Consider the following 22,218-nt stretch of genomic DNA (forward strand, 5'->3'; position numbering starts at 1 on the left):
TATAAATCAAGTTCTCTGATCTGCCTACATGGGACAGCATATAATTAAGCAATGGCAGTATCAGATCTTTATTTGATCCGGACATAATATCTGAAAAATAAGAAAAATATAACAGGATCAGTCCTCTCGTTCCAGTTCCTGTATAATATCATTAACCGTAAGTTCTCCTCTTCCAACCCTCTTTACCATAGGATATATGAAAGAGCAATCATCAATGGCACTCCACCTTTTTTCACCCACTCGCCTGATAACCTCATTCATTACCTTACCACACTCAGAGCAATATCTATCATCACTTTCTTTCCCGCATATTTCGCATTTCATAAAATGCCTCCTGTACTTAAAAAATGTTTGTTGGATTTAAATAAATTGTGGTTCCAGGAATAATTATATATCATTTATAGACACCAACATATTCTCATGACCCTTGAACCGGTACATATGAAAGCAATATCCAGCCTGGCTTCCAGTATAGATACATCGATTACAGAGGATGAACCTGATATTGCAATCAATCTGTTCAGTCTCCTGCAGGAGCTGACCTTTCAGGGCGATACTGTGCTGAAAGCTCTGGAAAAACTGAACCGTTCAAAGGTCAGTATGGATGAGATGTCGCTATCAAGAGATAACTTCAGTACCACATACTCCTGTGATAGCGGGAGTACCAATCCAATAGCTTTTGATAACGGAACATTTGTTGATTTCTGTCACTGTGCAGTTGCTTCCACACCTACTGATCCGGAAATACACCGAAAAAGGACCATAGTGGCAGCAACCTATTCTCCAAGCATGTATTCAGGCATACATGCAGAACATTCATGGACATATTTTGACGAAGGGATGGGAAGAAAAAAGATTATCAAGATCCAGCCTGGGCTACTGAACAAGCGAACCCGTAGAATGGTTCATGATATTGCACTCTATTATGCAGAATCCGAGCACATTCTGTGGATGATGGAAGAACTTGACAGGGAAGGATTCTTTATCATGGACGGCCCGATTTATCCAAAGCAGCTAATGTACTGGATGGTTGTTGATTCCGATGATATTCAGATCCGGGATGATCCCAATACAAAAAAGATTCTCCAGAACTATGTTGATATAGTGGATCATCATATAGAAAACAGTATACCTCTGATCGGATTTGTAAAGAACCCGGAAGATATGCAAATAATGAGAACAATACGCAGGGAGAAAAAAAGATCGGATATCCCCTGGCTACTGGACGCTCAGTTCTTCAAATGTGTACTCTCACCACCCATCCACAGGCAACAGGAAAATAGTAAACTGAAAGGACATATCACCTATACCAGCTGGTTCCTGCAGCCAAACCAGTTCTATGAAAATATGTTAAAGGAGAACTCACCCCTTGTGGACAAGTCAATAACACACAAGTTTCCCTGTGAATATTATGCACTGACCTTCTTTATGGTCTATGTACCCTCAATGAACACCATATTCAAAATCGAAGCCCCTTATGGACTCACAAGGAATGAGGGGATGAGAGATATGATCAAAACAAAGGTCCTCCATGACCTGTCAGTTAATAAAATTCCTTTGACCCTATCAAAAGCAGATTCAATTGCAAAGATAAGGTTGGCAGAACGAAAGCAGATCATCAGGGATTTCAGGAGCATGAGAGTGGACACAGAATATAACGATATTCGCTGGAGTGAAACGGATGAATATAGATGAGGATATAATGGCCTACGCCAGGACAGATGATGAATCTGGCAGCCACAATAACAATGAAGATTTTGAATTTGAAGAATATATAGTTCCAGATACTGACAGATCCATAAATGAGAATGTTCTGGATGAAGCTTTTGGAATAATCACAACAGGAATAGAACCACTGGAAATCACTGAGGCCGGTGCAAAGCTTACGGCATATATTTCCACAGGGCGCAGAAACGATATACGTCTGGGTATGTATGTGATCGTACCATATGGAGATGAGGACCTTTTTGCCAGGATATGGAAACTCCAGTACCTCCAGGAATTTGATGTTGATGATGCCACTGAGATACATTCGATGAGAATGCTCAAATCAAATACCACCAGTGAAATGGACTATAAATTTCTGGCCTATCTGGATCCTATCTGTATACTCTATGAGCAGAAGAAAGAAGGTATGATTACACGCAGAATGAGTGACAGAATACCCAGACCAAATACTCCGATCATGCCTGTAAACGATAAAATAAAAATCCAGACAGGTCTAAACATACCAAAGGAAGGCATATTCATGGGTCATCTAAGTGTAGGCGGGGAACTGATACGAACACATGCATCTCCCCCTACAGTACCATATTACCTGAGAAATGATTATTCAATGGGAGATCCTCTGGTATTCAGGCATCTTCTTATCTGTGGAAGTACAGGCACTGGAAAAACCTTCCTGACAAAAAATATTATCAGGCAATTCATGGACGAAGACAACAGGTATCAGCTGCGTCTTGATAGTGAAACAAAGAAAAACCCCTGTTTTGTCATAATGGACCCTCAGGATGAATATTCCCAGCTATTTGAGGATAACGATGTTCTCACATCTGAAGATGAAAATAACTTCAGGTCACACAGGATCAATTATGGAAGGTGGTCCAGAACCAGAACATTTGCTGCAAAGGTTCAGGACCATAAATACAGCGGGAAGTCAAGGGCCCAGCAGATCGAATTTACCATACCCTTTGAAGTGGTAAGGTCAAATTCCTGGCTGATAGCTCCTGCAGGCATGACAGAACTTCAGTATATCGCAATGGATCTGCTTCTTGATGACTATTTCAGAAAAGGGAACATAACCAGACCAACCTACAGGGGTTTTATTGACTATATCAGTGACGCAGGCACCAGAGCCACCTATGTGGACAGCGGTAAGATACATGAAGCATCCTATGACGGGATTGTCAGAAGAGTGAATAACCCTTCCTTCAAAAAAGTATTTGACCAGGATGCAGCCCCGATTACAGAAATGCTGGCAGATGTATTCAAACCCGGCTATATAAGTGTATTTCCAACAGAATATATTAATTCACCACGTATCAGGGATCTGATAGTACTTACCCTGATGACGGTAATCGTGGATAACAAGCTCAGCACTTCAGGTAACCTGGATGTCAAGAATACACCCATAATACTTGGCCTTGATGAAGCTCACAGGTATCTTGCAAGGGTGGATGGCGAACATTCCAGAAGGATAGTCTCAAAGTTTGCCGATGCTGCCCGCCAGGGACGAAAGGAGGGACTCGGGCTTCTGCTGATAACACAGGATCCCCAGGATATTGATGATACCGTGTTCAAGCAGGTAAACACCAGAGTTATCCTCAACCTTACCAATGACTCTGCGATCAATGCCCTCAATGTAGCAAAGGAATATCAGAAAAGAATTCCCTATCTTAAAAAGGGGCAGATGATAATACATAGTCCTGATAACAGCGATATTGTTGAAATCACAGGATTGTCCAGATGTGTTGTCAGACATATCTGAAATATCCCATATTTCTCTATCAGAATTTACCGAAACGTATATATCAGGATAGCTACTATGAGATCAATCATCCTTTATTTATGAAAAATGGGCCGGTAGCTTAGTCAGGCAGAGCGATGGACTCTTAATCCATAGGCCGAGGGTTCAAATCCCTTCCGGCCCGTTTTTAATTATTTTCTGCTTTTTCTAATGAAAACTGATCTGCAGGCTCACCCGTAGTTCCTGTGATGATTCAAATGGATATTAGATTCTGTTTATCAATACATTTTATATGATCAATAGAATTGTTCTAATTAATGGGAATGCTTTTAGTAGGCACATTGAATTCTGTTACATCTTGTTTTCGCATTCTCAGGTAATTTAATATTATATACTATTCTTGATTCTTAAATAATGTTTAAAACATTATCAATTTCAAAGGTGTTTAAATGGTAAGAGTATACTGGACAATTAAATGGAACGGAAAAAAGATTGGAAAATCAAAGGATTTTGTGTGCATAGATGGTCTAAAATACTTTTCTAAGGATGATATTGATATGCAATATTTGAAAGAAAATGATCATCAAACAGAAGATGATAAAGGACCTATAAAATATTATGATATTGTAATAAACGATGAAGTGTACAAAAACGGTGCATGGTATTACGCAGAATATCAAACACGTGCTCGTGACTTCAAGAATTATGTAGGCTTTGCTGAAGATGTTGATCTTTCCATAGTTTAAATTATAAAGTGAGCCAGGGCTTTTATTTCTGATTGGTAGATATGCTTGTGCTTCACAAACCAGCTGCAGTTAAATTAGAAATCTATGTATATATTTGATTTAGCAGGTTCTATTCTTCCTAGAGATTTTTCAGATAGGAAACAGATTCAATTCCATCTTCCAGATCTCCCATCTCTGTTACAAACATGCATTTGTGACCTGGAAGCTTCTTCACCAGATTTTTCCAGTCGATATTGCCTTTGCCTGCTGGCAGATGCTCATCTCTTTTTCCCATATTATCATGGATATGAACATGTCTTATCCTGTTGCTGCACATGGAAATAAACTCATCTATATTTCCATTGGTATTGGCATGGCCTACATCAAATGTCATGTATATGTTATCCCTGTTCACACTATCCAGTATCTCGATCATTTCCTGGGGACGTCGTCCCATGATCTGCATCACATCTGGCATATTCTCTACAGCTATTCTGATACCCAGTTCTTCACCGGCATCGGATATGATCTGCAGGGATTCTATGTTTCTTTTCCATGCCAGTGACGGAACCTGTGCTCCATATGGAGAATAGTGGCCTGGATGTATCACCGCCAGATCAACGTATTCAGATGCCATTTGCAGGTCCTGGAATAGCTGTCTTATAATTTCACGATGGATGCTGTCATTCAGACAGGCAAGGTTCATATCAGAAAAAGGCAGGTGGATTGTCAGTTTCAGGTCCGTAGTCTCATATATATCTTGCAAAAGTACCAGGTTTTCCTCATTGAGAGACTGGGGACCTTCCTGAACGATCTCCCAGCCGGAATAACCAATATCCTCCAGTTCATAGGCCCACTTATAGGGATTATCTGCAACAGTACGGGATGAAAAACTCAGGTTCTTGATCTTCAAATAATTCTCCCCATTCAGCTATCAGTGAATATATTTAACCAGTACAGAACTTATTCTTTAACATAGCTTATATCAAGTTCGGTCTCTGGTACACCATCTCTGGTGTGTGGTGCAAGCCATTCAAAAAGGGATTCCAGTTCTTTTCTGGAATGAGCTTTTATTGTCAGGTGAATTGATCCAAGTGGTTCTTCAGTTGCCGGGAAGTTGATATGGCCAACTGTTGCCACCTGCTTGTTTATAAGTATGCAGGTATATGAACCATCAGATGACTGTCCTTTTTCCAGTTCCTTTCTTGCTGTATCCAGTATCTTTTCCTTCCTGAGCAGATCATGCATCCTTTCCAGTGAATTCAGCTTCCCATGTCCTATGATATTATATGCACCAGCTGATTTTTTCAGCTCCATTTCGATCTGGGGGAATATATTGTCAATTCCATCCATTATCCTTGAACAGTTTTCTGTAGGATTTACTGCAGCAGATATTTCAACATCTATCATATGTACTATCTCAATATTCTTTCTATATTATCTTTGAATTCTTCGAGTGTGGAGGTATTATCTACAACCACATCGGCATCTTCCATTGCCTGCCCCATTCCCCAGCTCAGTTCCCTTGTGTCCCTGCGGATAAGGTCATTGAAATCACTCATATCATCACTTCTACCACGCATCCTGATCCTTTCAAATCTGAACTCAGGCGGGGCACTGATGGATATAAGTTTGAAGTCATCCCCGAATTCTTTTTTGAAGTATTCAACCTCGGCAATTCCCCTTACACCATCCACTACAACTATATCTGAACCGACCTTTTTTATTTTTGGTACGCACCTCTGTGCCACAGCGTGCATTCCTTCCCTCTCCCGCAGGTCATTGGCCACCTGGCCAACATTTTTATCTGTAGGCTCAAGACCTCTTTTTTCAACTTCTTCCCGGATAACATCTCCCATGTTAATGACATTGATCCCAAAGTCCCTGGCGACCATTGATGCTTCAGATTTGCCTGAAGCAGGCATTCCAACAAAAGCTATAATCTTCATTGTTATTTATCCTTATGGATATATTATTTAAAAGTTGTCAGTACTTCTGATCTATACCCAAAAAGATAATTTAAATTATTAAACATCCGGCTGAACATGGCAAACTATTTATTCACACAGATAAGAATTTAGTAGTGATAAACTCAAAGGGGATCTGGAGGTAAAAGTAATGACGAAGTATGTGATAATTTCAAAACTTACAGATGAAGGGGCAAGAACTCTCAAGAAAAATCCACATAGAATAAAAGAAGTAAACGACGAACTCAAAGAGATGGGAGTAGAGGTTCTGGAACAATTCTTTATACTTGGAAAGTACGATTTCATCAATATCGTTAAAGCAAAGGATGAAATAGCAATTTCCAGAGCAGTGGTTGAACTGGCAGCCAGGGGAAGTATAAGAACCCAGACATACACTGCAATACCCATAGATGAATTCATAGAATCCATGGACTGAATAGATTCGGTGGTCCAGCAGTTGATCAGTATATTTTGATCAATATATCTTACCAATATATTCAGAGAGGAATAAAAATGACTGGCTTTAAAAAGATAGCAATTGCCACTGATGGTTCAATCAATTCAAGAGATGCAGTAGATGCAGGAATAGAACTGGCAGGTGTTACAAACGCAACAGTAGATGCAATTTATGTTATTCACTCTCCTCTGACAAAAAGCAACAGTTCTTCCCTGTCAGAAGAAGGTAAAAAGGCAACCTATTATGTCAAAAAGGAGGGAGAAGAGAAGGGAGTGGATGTAAAACCTGTGATACTTGAAGGAAATCCGGCAGAAAAGATTATAGAGTATGCAGAAAAAAACGATGCAGACCTTGTGGTAATGGGTACCAAAGGACATTCCGGAGTAAAAAGATTCCTGCTTGGAAGTGTAGCAGAGAACGTTGTCAGACACTCAAAGGTACCTGTCATGATCGTACAGTCAAAATTCACACAGCCTGTCGAGGGAAAAAGGGCCGGAAAGCTTTCCAATGAGGAAATGAGAGAACAGAAATTAAGGGAAAAAAGGGAACATGTAAAATACCCTGACTGAGGAGATGTATAATGAAGAGCAGAGTCTACCAGAAGATCATGATAGCCACAGACGGATCTCAGAACAGCATGAAAGCCGTTGCTTCTGGAATTGAGATCGCCAAACTCAGCGGTGCAAAGGTATATGCAGTATATGTAGTTGATACCAGCTACAAAAAATATCTTGCAGATTTTAAAGATAAGGAAAAGGTGCATGAATACCTGGTAAACCAGGGGAAGGATGCTATTTCGCATGTGGAGAAAGCAGGAGAAATGAAAGACGTTCAGGTAGAACCTGTTATAGTTGAAGGAAATCCTGCTGTTGAAATTGTCAACTATGCAGAAAAAAATGATATGGATATGATAGTGATGGGAACCATGGGAGTAACCGCCTCCAGGAAATTATCCATTGGAAGTGTTGCGGAAAATGTGGTTAGGACCTCAAAGGTACAGGTTCTTGTTGTCCAGCGCTACACTCCAACCAGTCAGAATAATGAATGATTCCACATACATTTCCCACATATCTCAACATTTTACATATTTTTTGCTGCTATTTTGAACCGTTTTTATAAATATCAGTGCATCCACTCACCGAAAGACTAAATAGTAATTATGCATTAAGGAATTCTACACAATTAAACATTGCAATTATCGCTGTGAATTTAGCTGCATTCAGGGATAATTGCATGTAATTGCGCATGTGACCAGATATCAGGCACCAGGCTAGTGAGCAAGCCACTGCAATCATCAACAATTGTGCTGTTATCTAACAAAAATATGACCATGCTTTGTGACTTAGGGAGAATCAATAATGAAAGAGATAAGAATTCATGGTAGAGGTGGGCAGGGTTCTGTTACTGCCGCCGAGCTCCTGGCTGTTGCAGCATTTGCTGATGGAAAATACAGTCAGGCATTTCCAGCATTTGGTGTGGAGCGCCGGGGTGCTCCTGTACAGGCCTTTACCAGACTCAGTGACAGACCAATCAGACTGAGAAGTCAGGTATACCAGCCAGATTACGTGATAGTTCAGGATCCAACCCTTATTGAGGTAGTAGATGTTGCAAACGGTATAAAGGACAATGGAACAATTATTATCAACAGTGAGTTTGAACCTGAACAGTTCAGTTTCAGTACAGGAGCAAAAGTAATGACAGTGGATGCAACAAGGATTGCACTGGATGTTATTGGAAGACCAATTGTCAATACCATTCTGCTGGGAGCTTTTGCCGCTGCAACCGGAGAGATTCAGCCAGGATCCATTGCAGATGCAGTAAAGCAAAGATTTTCCGGTAAGATCGGAGAAAAGAATGCTGAAGCTATTGACAGAGCATATAACATGACCATGGAGGCAAAGGCATGAGTATCACACCAGGAGGAGTATGCCAGCCAGGAACCACTCGAGAAAACAAGACAGGCGGATGGAGAAACTTTAGACCTATCTATCATTACGATAAATGTATAAAATGTAAACTCTGTGAACTGCTGTGTCCTGATATGTCGGTTATTCTGCGAGATGATGGATTCTATGATTTTGATTATGATTACTGTAAGGGATGTGGACTCTGCGCCAATGAATGTCCTGTAGATGCCATTGAAATGATTCTGGAGGAAAAATAAAATGGCTGTATTACGCGAAACAGATAAAGATAAGATGACCGTTGTTGAAGGGTCATATGCAGTTGCACATGCTGTCAAAATATGCAGACCAAATGTCATTTCAGCATATCCCATAACTCCGCAGACACACATAGTTGAGGAATTATCCCAGTTTATGGCAGATGGAGAGATCCCAAACTGTGAATATATGAATGTAGAATCAGAATTTTCCGCACTCTCAGCACTTGTTGGTTCAGCTGCAACCGGAGCCAGGACATATTCGGCCACAACATCTCAGGGCCTTGCACTCATGCATGAGGTTATGTTCAATGCTGCAGGTATGAGACTTCCAATTGTCATGACAATCGTTAACAGGGCAATGAGCGCTCCAATCAATATCTGGAATGATCAGCAGGACTCAATATCCCAGAGAGATACCGGATGGATCCAGTTATATGCTGAGGATATACAGGAAGCATCTGACATGATCGCACAGGCGTACAGGGTTTCTGAAGATAAGGATGTACTGCTTCCTGCAATGGTATGTATGGATGGGTTCATACTATCCCATGTATATGAGCCAGTTGTACTGCTCGAACAGGATCTTACAGACAAATACCTAAAAAAATACGAAACAGAGCTCAAACTTGATCCAAAGAATCCATTAAGTTTTGGAGCTTTTGCTGATCCTTCAACCTATACAGAATTCAGATACCTGCAGCAGCAGGCAATGGATATAGCCCTTGAAAGGATTGAAGAAGCCGCTGATGAGTTCAGGGATATCTACGGTAGATATTATGGTGGTCTTGTAGATGAGTACATGACAGAAGATGCAGATATAATCCTCTTTGCAATGGGATCAGTGGTTGGTACTGTAAGAGATGTGGTGGACGAGATGCGAAACCGCGGTGAAAAGGTGGGTCTTCTCAAGATCCGTACTTTCAGACCATTCCCTGCAGAAGCCATCAAAAAAGCCATTGCCAATTCAAAGGTGGTTGTCACACTTGATAAGAACATCACCATCGGACTTAACGAAGGAGCACTCTTTACAGAAACAAAATCATGCCTGTACAACACAGATATCAGAATTCCTGTAATTGGGTTCACACTGGGGCATGGAGGAAGAGATATACCTGAAAAAACGATTGAAAATATAATAGATACAGCAAAGAAAACAATGGAATCCGGAATAGATTCCGAGAGCCAGTTCATTGATGTTAGGGAGGATTTGATATGAAAGAATTGTTAAGCCCGGGACATACTGCATGTCCTGCATGCTGCGATACAATGATAGCAAAGTTTACTTTAAGGGCCCTTGGGGAGGATTGTATCATTGTAAGTCCAACAGGTTGCCTTGAAGTAACCACCAGTGCCTTCCCCACAAGTTCCTGGCAGGTACCATGGATACACTCCCTTTTCGAAAATGCAGGTGCAGTGGCATCTGGAATAGAAGCTGCTCTAAAGGCAATGGACAAAAAAGAAGACACTAAGGTTGTTGTGCTTGCAGGTGATGGAGGTACACTGGATATTGGAATGAGGAGTATCTCAGGTGCCTTTGAAAGAGGACATGATATAGTATACATATGTATTGATAATGAAGCATACATGAACACCGGTGTCCAGAGAAGCGGAGCTACGCCATTTAATGCAACTACCACAACCAGTCCTTCAGGAAAAGTATCTTTTGGTAATCCCTTACCAAAGAAGAACATGCCAGCAATTATGGCTGCACACGGATCCCCCTATGTTGCAACAACAACCCTTGCATATCCAAAAGATCTAATGAAAAAAGTCAAAAAGGCAGCCGATATTGAAGGGCCTACATATATCCATGCCCATGCACCATGTACGACCGGATGGGGCTTTGATACTGCAAAGACCGTAGAAATTGGAAAACTGGCTGTCCAGACAGCACTCTGGCCTATGTATGAAATGGAGAATGGTGAGATCACATCCGTTAAAAAGATCAAAAAGCCAAAACCTGTTGAAGATTATCTCAGGATGCAGCGCCGGTTCAAACATCTTTTCACCATGGAAGGTGGAGCAGAAGAGATCGAGAAGATTCAGGCAATTGCAGATTATAACATCAAACATTTCGGGTTGCAGTAAGCAGCCCTTTTTTTTCTATACAGGGACAGCTAATGAAAGATAATAGAGAAAACCCTGCTATAAAAGATGCACAGGAAAGGTTCACCTTTATCTGGAATATTCTAAAGGAAAATTATCCTGATCCAGAGCCTGCCCTGAATTATAAAAATCCTCTGGAATTACTTGTAGCTACAGTTCTCTCGGCCCAGGCAACTGATGCACAGGTCAACAGAGTCACTGAAAAACTGTTCTCAAAGTACCAGACACTGGAAGATTTTGCACAAGCTGATCTAAATGAACTGGAAATGGATGTATATTCCACCGGATTTTACCGAAACAAAGCCAGGAATATCAAAGAAAGTGCCAGGATCATAATAGAGGACTTTAATTCCAGGATACCTGAAGATATGGATGGTTTACTGAAACTTCCTGGTATTGGAAGAAAAACTGCAAATATAATACTATCCAGAGCCTTTGGAAAGAACTGTGGTATTGCAGTGGATACTCATGTTGCCCGTCTGGCAGGAAGGCTAGGGTTTACTGATAGTAAAAATCCTGAAAAGATTGAAAAGGAGCTAATGGCACTTGCCGATAAGGTTGACTGGGAAGATCTATCAATGACACTGATACTTCACGGACGCAGAGTATGCCATGCCAGGGGCCCTGAATGTGAGGTCTGCGTAGTTAATCATCTCTGCCCATCAAGCAGGATTGCTTGAACAATAACAGGCTGCAATTGCCGCTATCCCAGTAATTATAATTATTCAGGTAAACTTTTTCTATGAAAGGCGTTTTCTTTCATCATTCGTATATATTATAATGTGAGTAATATGTACGGACATGGAGCTTAATATATGGACGAAAAGGACAGGCACTATGAAAAATGTGAAATCATAAACGCAGAGATTGAAAAGCGCTACAGGGCAGAGATTCCTGATATTGTGAATACCATCACAGAAAGTTGTCTGGGCAGGAACTGTTTCGATCATGTGGATGCAGCAGTTATTCCGTCAAGGGATGAGGTTATTGAGATAATAGATCTCATGAGAAAGATTCTCTATCCCGGATATTTTGATAACAGGACTCTTGACAGGAACAATCTTCATTACCATATAGGAAATGCCATCACAGATCTGTTTGAAAAGCTATCAAGACAGATAACCAACAGCATAATCCATGAATGCCAGCGATATGGAGAGAAATGTACAGAGTGTGTCGATAGGGGACAGGCAGAGACCATAAAATTCCTGAAAAAAATACCTGAAATACGCAGAGTACTTGCAACTGACGTTATAGCATCCTATAATGGCGATCCTGCTGCCAGGAGCTATGATGAGGTAATATTCAGTTACCCTGGTCTTTTTGCAGTTACCATCTACCGTGTTGCCCATGAACTGCATAAGCAGGACATAACACTCCTGCCTCGCATTATGACCGAATATGCCCACAATACAGTCGGAATTGACATCCACCCGGCTGCAAGTATAGGACACAGCTTTTTCATTGATCACGGAACAGGTGTTGTCATTGGAGAAACATGCAGTATAGGCAATAATGTGCGCGTATATCAGGGAGTTACCCTTGGTGCCCTGAGTTTTCCAAAGGATGAGAGAGGAAAGCTTATCAAAGGTCATAAGCGCCACCCTACAATTGAGGATGATGTCATTATCTATTCAGGAGCCACAATTCTTGGAGGCGATACTGTAATAGGAGCACGTTCAGTGATTGGGGGAAATGTATGGATCACAGAACCTGTTCCACCAGATACAAAGGTCATGATAGAAAAACCCAATCTGGTCTACAGGGAACGCAAAAATTCATGAAATCTGCAATGATAACTATAGAAAAATTTATATAATACAATATATGGGGGAACAGAAATGGAGAAAATATATGATGATATTACAGGAACTGTAGGAAACACGCCTCTTGTCAGACTCAACAAAATAACACAGGGATGCCATGCCCAGGTAATTGCCAAACTGGAATCATTCAATCCTCTAAGTTCAGTTAAGGACAGAATTGCCCTGAAGATGATCCAGGAAGCTGAAAAGAACAATCTTATCGATAGTGATACAGTCATAATTGAACCAACCTCAGGTAATACCGGTATTGGCCTTGCTTTTGTATGTGCTGCACGGGGATATCGGCTGATACTTACCATGCCTGACACAATGAGCATTGAAAGGCGAAAAATAATGAAGATATTTGGCACTGAAATTGTCCTCACACCCGGTGCTGCAGGGATGAAAGGCGCTGTTGAAAAAGCAGAGGAACTGGCTCAGGAATATCCAAAATCCTTTGTACCACAGCAGTTCAATAATCCTGCCAATCCTCTGGCACATCGCCTGAAAACAGGTGAAGAGATCTGGAATGATACCAATGGTCAGGTGGACATACTTGTTGCAGGTGTAGGAACCGGTGGAACCATTACAGGTGTTGCAGAGACTATAAAAAGCAAAAAGCCTGAATTCAGGGCAATTGCTGTAGAACCAAAGGATTCACCTGTACTATCCGGCGGGAAACCAGGCCCTCATAAGATACAGGGAATTGGAGCAGGATTCATTCCTCAGATACTCAATACAGATCTCATTGATGAGACCATCCAGATAGACAATGACCAGGCCTTTGAAACGGCCAGGGAGCTGGCAAGAAAGGAAGGAATTCTGGCAGGAATATCATCAGGAGCAGCTCTTTGCGCAGCACTGCAGGTTGCCAGAAAACCTGAAAACAAGAACAAGATGATAGTTGTCGTACTTCCTGATACCGGTGAACGATATCTGAGCACTCCTCTGGCAGACTTTGATGTGTAAAACTGAACACTGAACATGTCTCGAATAATTGTGCACGTTGACATGGATTATTTTTATGCAGCTATAGAGCAGAGGGATGATCCATCAATTCAGGGCAGACCTGTGGTTATATGCATGTACTCAGGCCGAAGTGAGATGAGCGGGGCTGTGAGCACATGCAATTATCTTGCCCGTGAGAGGGGCATAAGTGCAGGAATGCCATGTGCTAAGGCAAAAAAGATCGACAATGAAGCTGTATTTCTTCCTGTGAGGAAGGAATATTACACCATGGTATCTGATAACATTATGAATATTTTGAGACCATTTGCAGATAGTGCACAGCAGTTAGAACAGATCAGCGTAGATGAAGCATTCCTGGATATAACCAGGTCATGCAATGGTGATTTTGATACGGCCCTTGAGACAGGAATCAGGATAAAGCAGAGGATAAAATCCGAGGAAAACCTGACCTGTTCTATTGGTATTGGACCAAATAAACTTATAGCAAAGATGGCCTCTTCATACAAAAAGCCAGATGGCATTACTGTCATAACTCCTGAAAAATCAATGGCTTTTCTGGAACCCCTGGATGTAAAGAAGCTATGGGGGATAGGGAAGGTTACTGAGTCCAGGCTTGCTCAGATAGGTGTCAGGACCATTGGACAGCTGGCAGAATATGATCAGATCAGGTTGATAGAAACTTTTGGAAAGAAAAAAGGATCATGGTTAAAGAGAGCAGCAATGGGTCTGGATGATTCCGTGGTCCGTGACAGAGGTGATTCAAATCAGATCAGCAGGATTGCAACTCTGCCCGAAAATACCAGAAATCTTAAAGAAATAACGTCCCTGCTGGACAGACTGGCCGATGACGTGATCAACAAAGTAACAGAAGCTGGTGTATCCTTTAGACAAATAGTTTTTATTGGCATAACATCTGACCTTAAAATGCATACCAGAAGTAAAATTCTCAACCATGCAATTACTGATCGGGAAATTCTACGCATGAATGCAGGACAGATGGCAAAGGACTTTCTTGAAGATACCAGCCTTGAATTAAGGAGAGTGGGTGTGAGGGTGGATGATCTTCAAAACACTGCAGGACAGCTGACACTCAAAGATTATATTTAATAGAAAATATGATGTCCTTATATGGACAAAGAGCACGATCTCCAAGAAGACAAACAGGATCATAATAATGAAAGTATGATTGATCATAATCATAATGACCAAAATGATACAAACACTTCCCATTCTTCTCAAAACCATCATGAAATGATGCTGGAAGATTTTAAAAAAAGGTTTATAGTATCTGTTATTCTCACCATACCAATCCTTTTGTTGTCTCCCATGATACAGGAATTCCTGGGAATAGAGTTTCGTTTTACTGGTGATCTTTATGTGCTCTTTCTTCTTTCTACCTTGATCTATTTCTACGGAGGATACCCTTTCCTTTCCGGAATAATCCGGGAACTCAAACAGAGGGAGCCCGGTATGATGACACTTATTGCAGTTGCAATAAGTGTTGCCTTCTTCTACAGCAGTGCAGTTGTCTTTGGTCTTGAAGGTAAACTTCTCTTCTGGGAACTGGCAACCCTTATTGATATCATGCTGCTTGGACACTGGATTGAGATGAAATCCGTTATGGGTGCTTCCAGATCCATGGAAGAGATTGCGCGTCTTATGCCATCCACTGCTCACAAAATAGAAAATGGGGAAAATGTTCAGGATATACCTGTGACTTCTCTTCAGGTAGGTGACACAGTACTGATAAAGCCTGGAGAAAAAATTCCTGCTGATGGAGTTGTTGTTGATGGTACCTCTCATGTTAATGAAGCAATGATCACAGGTGAATCGGAACCGGTACCAAGATCAGAGGGTCAGGAAGTTATAGGGGGGTCAATAAACGGAGATGGGGCCCTCAAAGTAGAGGTAAAGAAAACGGGAAAGGATTCATTTCTCTCCCAGCTGGTGGAACTTGTAAGAGAAGCCCAGGAAAGTAAATCAAGAACCCAGGACCTGGCGAACAGGGCAGCCAGGTGGTTAACATTTATAGCACTAATAGGTGGCAGTATTACTCTCCTTGTATGGTTATATTTCATGGGCCAGGATTTTGCATTTGCAATAGAAAGATCAGTTACTGTAATGGTAATCACCTGTCCCCATGCACTGGGTCTTGCAATACCCCTTGTAGTTGCGATCTCAGCATCAATTGGAGCAAAGAATGGCTTGCTTGTAAGAGACAGGGTGGCGTTTGAAGGTATACGTAATATTGATTCCATAATATTTGACAAGACAGGCACTCTTACGGAGGGAAAATTTGGGGTTACCGATACTATCAGTTTCTCAGATATGGATAAAAATGAGATCCTGAAATATGCAGCTTCTGTTGAATCAAGTTCAGAGCATCCTCTTGCAAAGGGTATTGTATCCTCTGTAGATCAGACACATCCTCTGAACAACTTTGAAGCATTACCTGGCAAGGGTGCCCGGGGTCTGGTCAATGAAAAAGATGTGAAGGTAGTAAGTCCAGGATACCTGAAAGAAAAAAGCATTGAATATCCGGCAAGTGAGCTTGATAAACTATCCGAGCAGGGTAAAACCGTGGTCTTTGTTCTCATAGATGATCAGCTAAAAGGTGCCATTGCACTGGCAGATATCATCCGTCCTGAATCAAAAAAGACAATTGAATACCTCAGGAACAGGAATATTGAATGCCTGATGATAACCGGTGACAATGAGAGAGTGGCAAAATGGGTATCTGAAGAAATCGGGCTGGATGAATATTTTGCTGAAGTACTGCCGGATGAAAAAGCAAAAAAGGTTAAGGAAATACAGGAAAGGGGAATGAAAGTTGCAATGACAGGTGATGGAATAAATGATGCACCTGCCCTTGCCCAGGCTGATGTTGGTATAGCTGTCGGGGCCGGAACCGATGTGGCCATTGAAACTGCAGACATCATCCTTGTACGAAGCAATCCTGCAGACGTCCTTGCATGTATTGAGCTTTCAGGAGCCACATACAGAAAGATGATCCAGAATCTTTTCTGGGCAACCGGTTACAATGCAGTAGCTATTCCTCTTGCTGCAGGCATCCTTTATAATCAGGGAATTTTGCTTTCCCCGGCTGTGGGAGCGATCTTGATGTCCCTGAGTACAGTTATTGTAGCAATCAATGCCCAGTTGCTGAAAATATGAGCGGATTTCGAAGAGTATATGTATTGTAATCTTCATGTACTCATATCATATTTAAATTACAATCAAGTAAGTGGAAGGGATATTATGGAACTAAACGGCGTTGAAATTGAAGATACATTTGCAGAAGCATTTCCTATAAAAATGGGACGCGTACTGATAACAGCAGCTACCAGAAAATGGGCCGAAGTTGCTGCCCAGGAAGCTACTGGCTTTGGGACCTCTGTTATCATGTGTCCTGCAGAAGCTGGTATTGAAAGATTTGTAAGCGGTGACAGTACACCAGATGGAAGGCCAGGAGTATACATTCAGATCTGTACCTTTGGCTATAAATCTCTGGAAGAACAGCTCCTGGAAAGACTTGGTCAGTGCGTGCTCACAGCACCAACCACAGCAATGTACAATGGTCTTCCTGATGCTGAGAAACAGTTTGATACGGGATTCAAGCTAAAGTTCTTTGCAGACGGTATGGAATCAGAGGATGAAATGAATGGAAGAAAGGTGTACAGAATACCACTGATGGAAGGAGATTTCATTGCAGAGCATTCGGTGGGAGCTGTTGAAGGCGTAGCTGGTGGAAATTTCTTCATTCTTGGTGACTGTCAGATGAGTGCACTAACAGCAGCTGAAGTTGCTGTTGATGCCATACAGCAGACAGAAGGATCAATTACTCCTTTCCCGGGAGGTATCGTGGCAAGTGGTTCAAAGCCAGGTGCCAATAAGTATAAGTTCCTGAAGGCAACAGCCAACGAAAGATTCTGCCCTTCAATCAAGGATAAGATAGAAGATACACAGGTTCCAGAAGATGTCAATGGAATATATGAAATAGTTATCAATGGCCTGGATGTTGATGCCGTCAGCACAGCTATGGCTGCAGGTATTAAAGCTGCTGTCAAGATTCCAGGAATAAAAAAGATCACGGCAGGAAATTACGGAGGAAATCTTGGTCCCTACAAATTCAACCTGCACGAAATACTCTAAAAAAACCTCTTTTTCTCCTTTTTCAGTTACAGGCCAATACCTGCAAGACCGGCTGATATAACCTCTCTGGGATCAATTCCTGCAACCTGAATCATTACATATGCTCCCAGAAAAGTCCCAAGAACACTTCCCAGATTGGCAAGTGCCGCCACCAGTATAACCCGGAATAGATTGTTTCCCATCATATCCTGGGTCGTTTCAATATCCATCATGTTCTTAAAGTCAGCAGTTGTAGGATTTCTTTTCCTGGCTTCCACAAGTCCTGCAAACCATCCTGCAGCCATCATTGGATTCAGGGATGTCAGCCATGCCACTGAAAAGGCTGTAATTACTGAATATGGGTGGGCCCTGGCTATGAGTGCACCTGCTGCACTCAGTGTTCCATTAATTATGAACCACCATCCAAATGCAATAAGGATTATATTAAGAGGGGTTCCTGAGAGTATCAGGAGTGCAAATGCAGCAATGGCTATCAATGCAAAAATAATGCCGGATACTTTCATCCAGTTAATTTTTTTTTAGGTTACCACAACCAGCTGTCCTCTTGGTGGAAGGGATTCTGGATCTGAAAGATACCGTTCAATTCCAGCCCTGTGGCCGGCACCAACAACAGCCACTATTTTTCTGCTGCCTCCACCGGCAATATCCAGAAGGTTTGAAGCAATATATGCATCCCTTTCATCAATGAGCACTCTGGCAGTTGTAGGGGATATCTTCCTGAGTTCCTCAATAAGCACATTCACAGTATCCTGACTTGTGATGTCATCCATATCTATATCATCAAGGCGCTTCCCTCCACCAATTCCTACTGCAGCTCCAATAAGAGCACCAAGCATACGTATCTTTTCAAAAAATCCCATTCTGGACCATAAACGGTGAAGGGTTATCTGTACATCCCTGTCCACCAGTGCAAGTCTGGCACCACTTTCCTCAGCTGCTTCTATTGCACTGATCATTTCTGCGCCCGGTTGGATACCTACCTCAGCACCGATCTTTTTCTGAATATATGCAAGAAGCCAGTGGATGAGTAAGAGATAAATCTTGCCTTCACTGAGAACTGTTTTGATAGGAACCTCTGAAACTTCAGGTGCAGTACCTTTCAGGGTCTCATACCGAGACCTGCACAGTTCCACAGCAACAACATCCGGTTTCTCCCTCTCGATGGTTTCGATAACTTCCCTGACACTTTTCTCTGAAACATGAGCAGTTCCCACTATGATAATCTTTGAAGGTTCCTGGTCCTCCTCATCAGTTTCAAGCAGCATCTCATCTGAAAATGTATTGTCCTCTGATCCATGAACAGAAACATCTGATGAATCAGAGGATAGGACACTTTCATCATAAACTGATCCAGAAGTAGATGAGTGCTCCCGACTGATATCAGATTCTCTGTAATTGCTATTGGTATCCATGTATTGCTGCCTAACCTTTTTGAAATTTTATTATTCACGCAGGAATGTAAGTGCACGTACCAGATCTGTACGTGACAGCACCCCAACTACGGAATCATTATCTGTAACTATTACCCTCCCTATATTCTTTCTGGACATCAACTTTATGGCATCAGATGCATCAGCATCCATTGGAAGAGTAATTACCTCGCGGGTCATTATATCTTCAACCCTCATAGCCATACGATCAGCCGGACTGACACCCCGAACATCAGTTAATGTAACAATTCCCACCAGACGATCATTGTCCATTACAGGATATCCCATATGCTTTTTTTCAAACATGAAATTCTGCAACTCATCAACTGTAAAAGAAGAGGGTACTGATATAATTGAATCGGACATTATGTCACCTACTTTCACATTTTCAAGACTCACTGTAGTCGTTGTTGATCTTGCTTCCTCAGATGCACCAATGTAGACAAAAAAGGCAATTATTATCAGCCATGGATTTATCAGCAACCCAATAAGACCCATGAAAATGGCAAACATCTTACCTACACTGGCGGCTTTTTCAGTAGCTTTGACATAGGTCATTTTATTTGCATACCACGCCCTGAGCAATCTGCCTCCATCCATTGGAAAAGCAGGTATGAGATTGAAAATTCCCAGAATAATATTGATTGACCCAAGAATTAACAGGAGCCTGTAAATGGCACCCCCTTCAAAAACAGGTGCTATCACAATGAATATCCAGTTTACTCCAAGTAAAATAATACCAAGAACAATGCTGACAAAGGGACCTGCAAATGCCATTGTTGCCTCCTGTTTTGGCTCCCTGGGTATCTCTTCCATGGACGATACCCCGCCTATGAGCAGGAGTGTAATATCAGATATCTTCACTCCGTATTTCATAGCCACATACGAATGGGCCAGTTCATGTAGCAACACACATGCAAATAGAAGGATGGCTGCCAGAAGTGAAAGTGCATAGTTTAAAATATCCGGTGTGATCCCCTGAAAACCAAAGGGTTCAGGATTGATTGAAAATACAAATGCAAATAATGGCAATATGAGTAAAAAAGATATATGAACCTTGATAGGTATTCCAAGAACAGTTGCTATCTTGACTGATGCTTTCATGGGATATCCATTTCTTTTTAATGCTATTTTAGTTTTGTCTTCAGGCCATGATATTTTACCGGAGCAGGTTAGTTGTTAAATACTTTCACCACGCTAGGATCAGTGATTTATACATACCACTCATAGTATTGACTGACAGATAAAATATGTGGATACACGCCCTTACAAGTTTCAGGGCCAGGTATCCACCATTCATCCCTTTGGTATCTAAATTTGATCAATATGATCAGCTATCCATTCCTGTATCAACATCTTTTACTGCCTTTTCCAGATCCTGCAAAAACAACTCCAGATTGGCAATGGTCAGATGGGGCATCATAACAAGTCTCAGACAGCGGGGGTCTCTTGTTATTGAAACCATCCAACCGTATTTTTCCCGCAAGATCTTCCTAACCAAATCTGCATCTGGAATCCTGAGAGCAACAACATTCATCACCGGTTCGATCAACGGCTCAATACCAATTCTATATGATCCCTCTACAAGCTTTTCTGTAAGGTCCATACAGTAATCCACTACTTCAATATAACCATCTTTTCCCAGATAATTCATAACAGCATAGGTTGCAGCAACTGCACCTCCACTCCTGGTACCTGTCAGTGAATGCTGGGTCTGTGTTGTTAGATATGGAGTATCCGTTTGAAGGTTACTCAAATATTCTTCTCCACGAAACAGAAGCACACCAGCTGGAATAGTACCAAGTCCCATTTTATGGGGATCAAGGGCAATTGAGGTTACACCATCCAGTGAAAAATCAAAACTGTAATCCTTCTTAAGAAACGGAATCACAAATCCTCCAAATGCTGCATCTACATGAAGGGGAAGACTGTTTTCAACTGCCAATCCGGAAATATCCTCTATAGGATCTATCTGACCAAATTCTGTTGATCCTGCTACACCCACCAGCCCCACGGTATTCTCATCTATTAGCGATTCAAAAGATTCAATATCAACTTTAAATTCCTGATCCATTGAAGCTTTTCTAATTTCAATCCTCAGAACATCAGCAATCTTATCAAATGAAAAATGAGCTGATTCCGGAACTACCACATTTGGTCTGGATGATTCAGAAAAATTTCTCATTGATCTTAACGCCTGAATATTGGACTCTGTACCACCTGTAGTCATGTGGCCATGTACACCCTGGCCATGCATGAGGTCTGAAAGCATATCTATCACACAATGTTCCATTTCATTTGTTCCTGGAAACAGGCCAGAATCACCCATATTGGATTCTATGAACATCATATGAGCTTCTACAGCTATTCTGTGAGGATGAGTACACATAGCACTGAGTACTCTGGAGTAATTTGTATCCTTTTTCTTTATTTCTTTCAGAATATCGAATAACTGACTTTCGGTTAATCCGGAATTTTTCATGTGGTTTCCTGTTATTGCAGCATCTTTAAAACAATTATGCTTGGCAAGGACCCCACCCCATCATTTCCACTGGAATAAAAAACATATGATAACATCTTTCCAGACTAAAGTAAGCTTTATATATAATGACATTAATAGTAACACCACTCTATTTTTAGAATAAATTTTTTAAAAAATAAGTTGACTTATTTTTTTCAGCCTTCCAGTTGAAACAATGGGGTCTCTCTCCTTTATAAAGATTCCAATGGAAATAAAGGGGTCTTCAGATGGAATACATCTATCATGATTTTTTTCCTTCTTTTTAGTAAATTTTATTAAGTTGATATTTAGTTTTAATTATACATCATTAATTCTCAATTAAAATTTATTTCCTTTCCACTGGAAATATAGGGGTAGACTTATCATCAAAATCATATAAATACCGTCTCTACATCCTTTTTATAACATTTTTAAAAAGAACAGCTAATTTTCTTGATGTCATTTTTTTGGTGCAAA

Annotated in this window: 24 protein-coding genes and 1 tRNA gene; 17 read left to right on the forward strand and 8 right to left on the reverse strand. The window is 41.2% G+C overall.

Annotated elements, in window-relative coordinates; all coding sequences use genetic code 11:
- Window positions 1–117: 117 nt before the first annotated feature.
- Complete coding sequence (locus MZHIL_RS10060; protein WP_013899271.1) at window positions 118–324, reverse strand: hypothetical protein; 207 nt, start codon at window positions 322–324, stop codon at window positions 118–120.
- Between the two features lie 96 nt (window positions 325–420).
- Here MZHIL_RS10060 and MZHIL_RS10065 point away from each other — a divergent pair, with 96 nt between their 5' ends.
- The 4 genes from MZHIL_RS10065 (at window position 421) to MZHIL_RS10080 (ending at window position 4,212) form a co-directional block, all read left to right on the forward strand.
- Window positions 421–1,695 carry a DNA double-strand break repair nuclease NurA gene (locus tag MZHIL_RS10065; RefSeq protein ID WP_013899272.1) on the forward strand — a complete coding sequence of 425 codons (1,275 nt, stop codon included), beginning with the start codon at window positions 421–423 and terminating at the stop codon, window positions 1,693–1,695.
- Window positions 1,682–3,487, forward strand: a complete 1,806-nt coding sequence (locus MZHIL_RS10070; RefSeq protein WP_013899273.1) for an ATP-binding protein — start codon at window positions 1,682–1,684, stop codon at window positions 3,485–3,487. Before MZHIL_RS10065 ends, MZHIL_RS10070 begins: the two co-directional genes overlap by 14 nt.
- A gap of 89 nt (window positions 3,488–3,576) precedes the next feature.
- A tRNA-Lys gene (locus MZHIL_RS10075) sits at window positions 3,577–3,650 on the forward strand.
- Between the two features lie 265 nt (window positions 3,651–3,915).
- Complete coding sequence (locus MZHIL_RS10080; RefSeq protein ID WP_013899274.1) at window positions 3,916–4,212, forward strand: DUF427 domain-containing protein; 297 nt, start codon at window positions 3,916–3,918, stop codon at window positions 4,210–4,212.
- Between the two features lie 118 nt (window positions 4,213–4,330).
- On the opposite strand, the gene MZHIL_RS10085 is transcribed toward MZHIL_RS10080, so the two are convergent.
- Genes MZHIL_RS10085 through MZHIL_RS10095 form a run of 3 tightly spaced genes read right to left on the reverse strand, consistent with a single transcriptional unit; the run spans window position 4,331 to window position 6,140 of the window.
- Window positions 4,331–5,104 (reverse strand): sugar phosphate isomerase/epimerase family protein, encoded by a 774-nt coding sequence (locus MZHIL_RS10085; protein WP_013899275.1) that lies wholly within the window; start codon window positions 5,102–5,104, stop codon window positions 4,331–4,333.
- A gap of 50 nt (window positions 5,105–5,154) precedes the next feature.
- Window positions 5,155–5,601, reverse strand: a complete 447-nt coding sequence (locus MZHIL_RS10090) for an RNA-binding domain-containing protein (protein WP_013899276.1) — start codon at window positions 5,599–5,601, stop codon at window positions 5,155–5,157.
- A 5-nt stretch (window positions 5,602–5,606) separates the two neighbouring features.
- Complete coding sequence (locus MZHIL_RS10095) at window positions 5,607–6,140, reverse strand: dephospho-CoA kinase (protein ID WP_013899277.1); 534 nt, start codon at window positions 6,138–6,140, stop codon at window positions 5,607–5,609.
- 169 nt (window positions 6,141–6,309) lie between these two features.
- Here MZHIL_RS10095 and MZHIL_RS10100 point away from each other — a divergent pair, with 169 nt between their 5' ends.
- The 13 genes from MZHIL_RS10100 to fhcD all read left to right on the forward strand — a co-directional run bounded on the left by MZHIL_RS10100 (window position 6,310) and on the right by fhcD (window position 17,811).
- Complete coding sequence (locus MZHIL_RS10100; RefSeq protein WP_013899278.1) at window positions 6,310–6,594, forward strand: GYD domain-containing protein; 285 nt, start codon at window positions 6,310–6,312, stop codon at window positions 6,592–6,594.
- Between the two features lie 77 nt (window positions 6,595–6,671).
- A complete protein-coding gene (locus tag MZHIL_RS10105) occupies window positions 6,672–7,184 on the forward strand; it encodes a universal stress protein (RefSeq protein WP_013899279.1) in 513 nt (170 codons plus the stop codon).
- A gap of 11 nt (window positions 7,185–7,195) precedes the next feature.
- A complete protein-coding gene (locus MZHIL_RS10110) occupies window positions 7,196–7,663 on the forward strand; it encodes a universal stress protein (RefSeq protein WP_013899280.1) in 468 nt (155 codons plus the stop codon).
- Between the two features lie 310 nt (window positions 7,664–7,973).
- Window positions 7,974–8,522, forward strand: a complete 549-nt coding sequence (locus tag MZHIL_RS10115) for a pyruvate ferredoxin oxidoreductase subunit gamma (protein WP_013899281.1) — start codon at window positions 7,974–7,976, stop codon at window positions 8,520–8,522.
- Window positions 8,519–8,779, forward strand: coding sequence for a pyruvate synthase subunit PorD (gene porD / locus MZHIL_RS10120; RefSeq protein WP_013899282.1), 261 nt, complete (start codon window positions 8,519–8,521; stop codon window positions 8,777–8,779). The genes MZHIL_RS10115 and porD overlap by 4 nt, the downstream gene beginning before the upstream one ends.
- Window position 8,780: 1 nt before the next feature.
- Window positions 8,781–9,995 (forward strand): pyruvate synthase subunit PorA, encoded by a 1,215-nt coding sequence (gene porA / locus MZHIL_RS10125; protein WP_013899283.1) that lies wholly within the window; start codon window positions 8,781–8,783, stop codon window positions 9,993–9,995.
- Window positions 9,992–10,867 (forward strand): pyruvate synthase subunit PorB, encoded by an 876-nt coding sequence (gene porB / locus MZHIL_RS10130; RefSeq protein ID WP_013899284.1) that lies wholly within the window; start codon window positions 9,992–9,994, stop codon window positions 10,865–10,867. The genes porA and porB overlap by 4 nt, the downstream gene beginning before the upstream one ends.
- 32 nt (window positions 10,868–10,899) lie before the next feature.
- Entirely contained in the window at window positions 10,900–11,565 is a 666-nt protein-coding gene (nth, locus tag MZHIL_RS10135; protein ID WP_013899285.1) for an endonuclease III, read from the forward strand.
- A 135-nt stretch (window positions 11,566–11,700) separates the two neighbouring features.
- Window positions 11,701–12,669 (forward strand): serine O-acetyltransferase, encoded by a 969-nt coding sequence (locus MZHIL_RS10140; protein WP_013899286.1) that lies wholly within the window; start codon window positions 11,701–11,703, stop codon window positions 12,667–12,669.
- A gap of 57 nt (window positions 12,670–12,726) precedes the next feature.
- Window positions 12,727–13,659: a cysteine synthase A gene (cysK, locus tag MZHIL_RS10145; protein ID WP_013899287.1), complete on the forward strand. Its 933-nt coding sequence runs from the start codon at window positions 12,727–12,729 to the stop codon at window positions 13,657–13,659.
- A gap of 15 nt (window positions 13,660–13,674) precedes the next feature.
- On the forward strand, window positions 13,675–14,766 hold the full coding sequence (gene dinB, locus MZHIL_RS10150; protein ID WP_013899288.1) for a DNA polymerase IV: 1,092 nt from the start codon (window positions 13,675–13,677) through the stop codon (window positions 14,764–14,766).
- A 21-nt stretch (window positions 14,767–14,787) separates the two neighbouring features.
- On the forward strand, window positions 14,788–16,833 hold the full coding sequence (locus tag MZHIL_RS10155; protein WP_013899289.1) for a heavy metal translocating P-type ATPase: 2,046 nt from the start codon (window positions 14,788–14,790) through the stop codon (window positions 16,831–16,833).
- Window positions 16,834–16,917: 84 nt separating this feature from the next.
- Window positions 16,918–17,811: a formylmethanofuran--tetrahydromethanopterin N-formyltransferase gene (gene fhcD / locus MZHIL_RS10160; protein WP_013899290.1), complete on the forward strand. Its 894-nt coding sequence runs from the start codon at window positions 16,918–16,920 to the stop codon at window positions 17,809–17,811.
- A gap of 26 nt (window positions 17,812–17,837) precedes the next feature.
- Here the strand turns inward: fhcD and MZHIL_RS10795 are convergent, their stop codons facing one another.
- From MZHIL_RS10795 to mfnA, 4 genes are all read right to left on the reverse strand, one after another.
- Window positions 17,838–18,314: a hypothetical protein gene (locus MZHIL_RS10795; protein WP_052306390.1), complete on the reverse strand. Its 477-nt coding sequence runs from the start codon at window positions 18,312–18,314 to the stop codon at window positions 17,838–17,840.
- Between the two features lie 15 nt (window positions 18,315–18,329).
- Window positions 18,330–19,223, reverse strand: coding sequence for a TraB/GumN family protein (locus MZHIL_RS10800; protein WP_052306391.1), 894 nt, complete (start codon window positions 19,221–19,223; stop codon window positions 18,330–18,332).
- Window positions 19,224–19,253: 30 nt separating this feature from the next.
- Window positions 19,254–20,345, reverse strand: a complete 1,092-nt coding sequence (locus MZHIL_RS10170) for a CBS domain-containing protein (protein ID WP_013899291.1) — start codon at window positions 20,343–20,345, stop codon at window positions 19,254–19,256.
- A gap of 226 nt (window positions 20,346–20,571) precedes the next feature.
- Window positions 20,572–21,723, reverse strand: a complete 1,152-nt coding sequence (gene mfnA / locus MZHIL_RS10175) for a tyrosine decarboxylase MfnA (RefSeq protein WP_013899292.1) — start codon at window positions 21,721–21,723, stop codon at window positions 20,572–20,574.
- Between the last annotated feature and the right edge of the window lie 495 nt (window positions 21,724–22,218).

Origin of the sequence: Methanosalsum zhilinae DSM 4017 (genome assembly GCF_000217995.1) — an archaeon.
GTDB lineage: Archaea > Halobacteriota > Methanosarcinia > Methanosarcinales > Methanosarcinaceae > Methanosalsum > Methanosalsum zhilinae.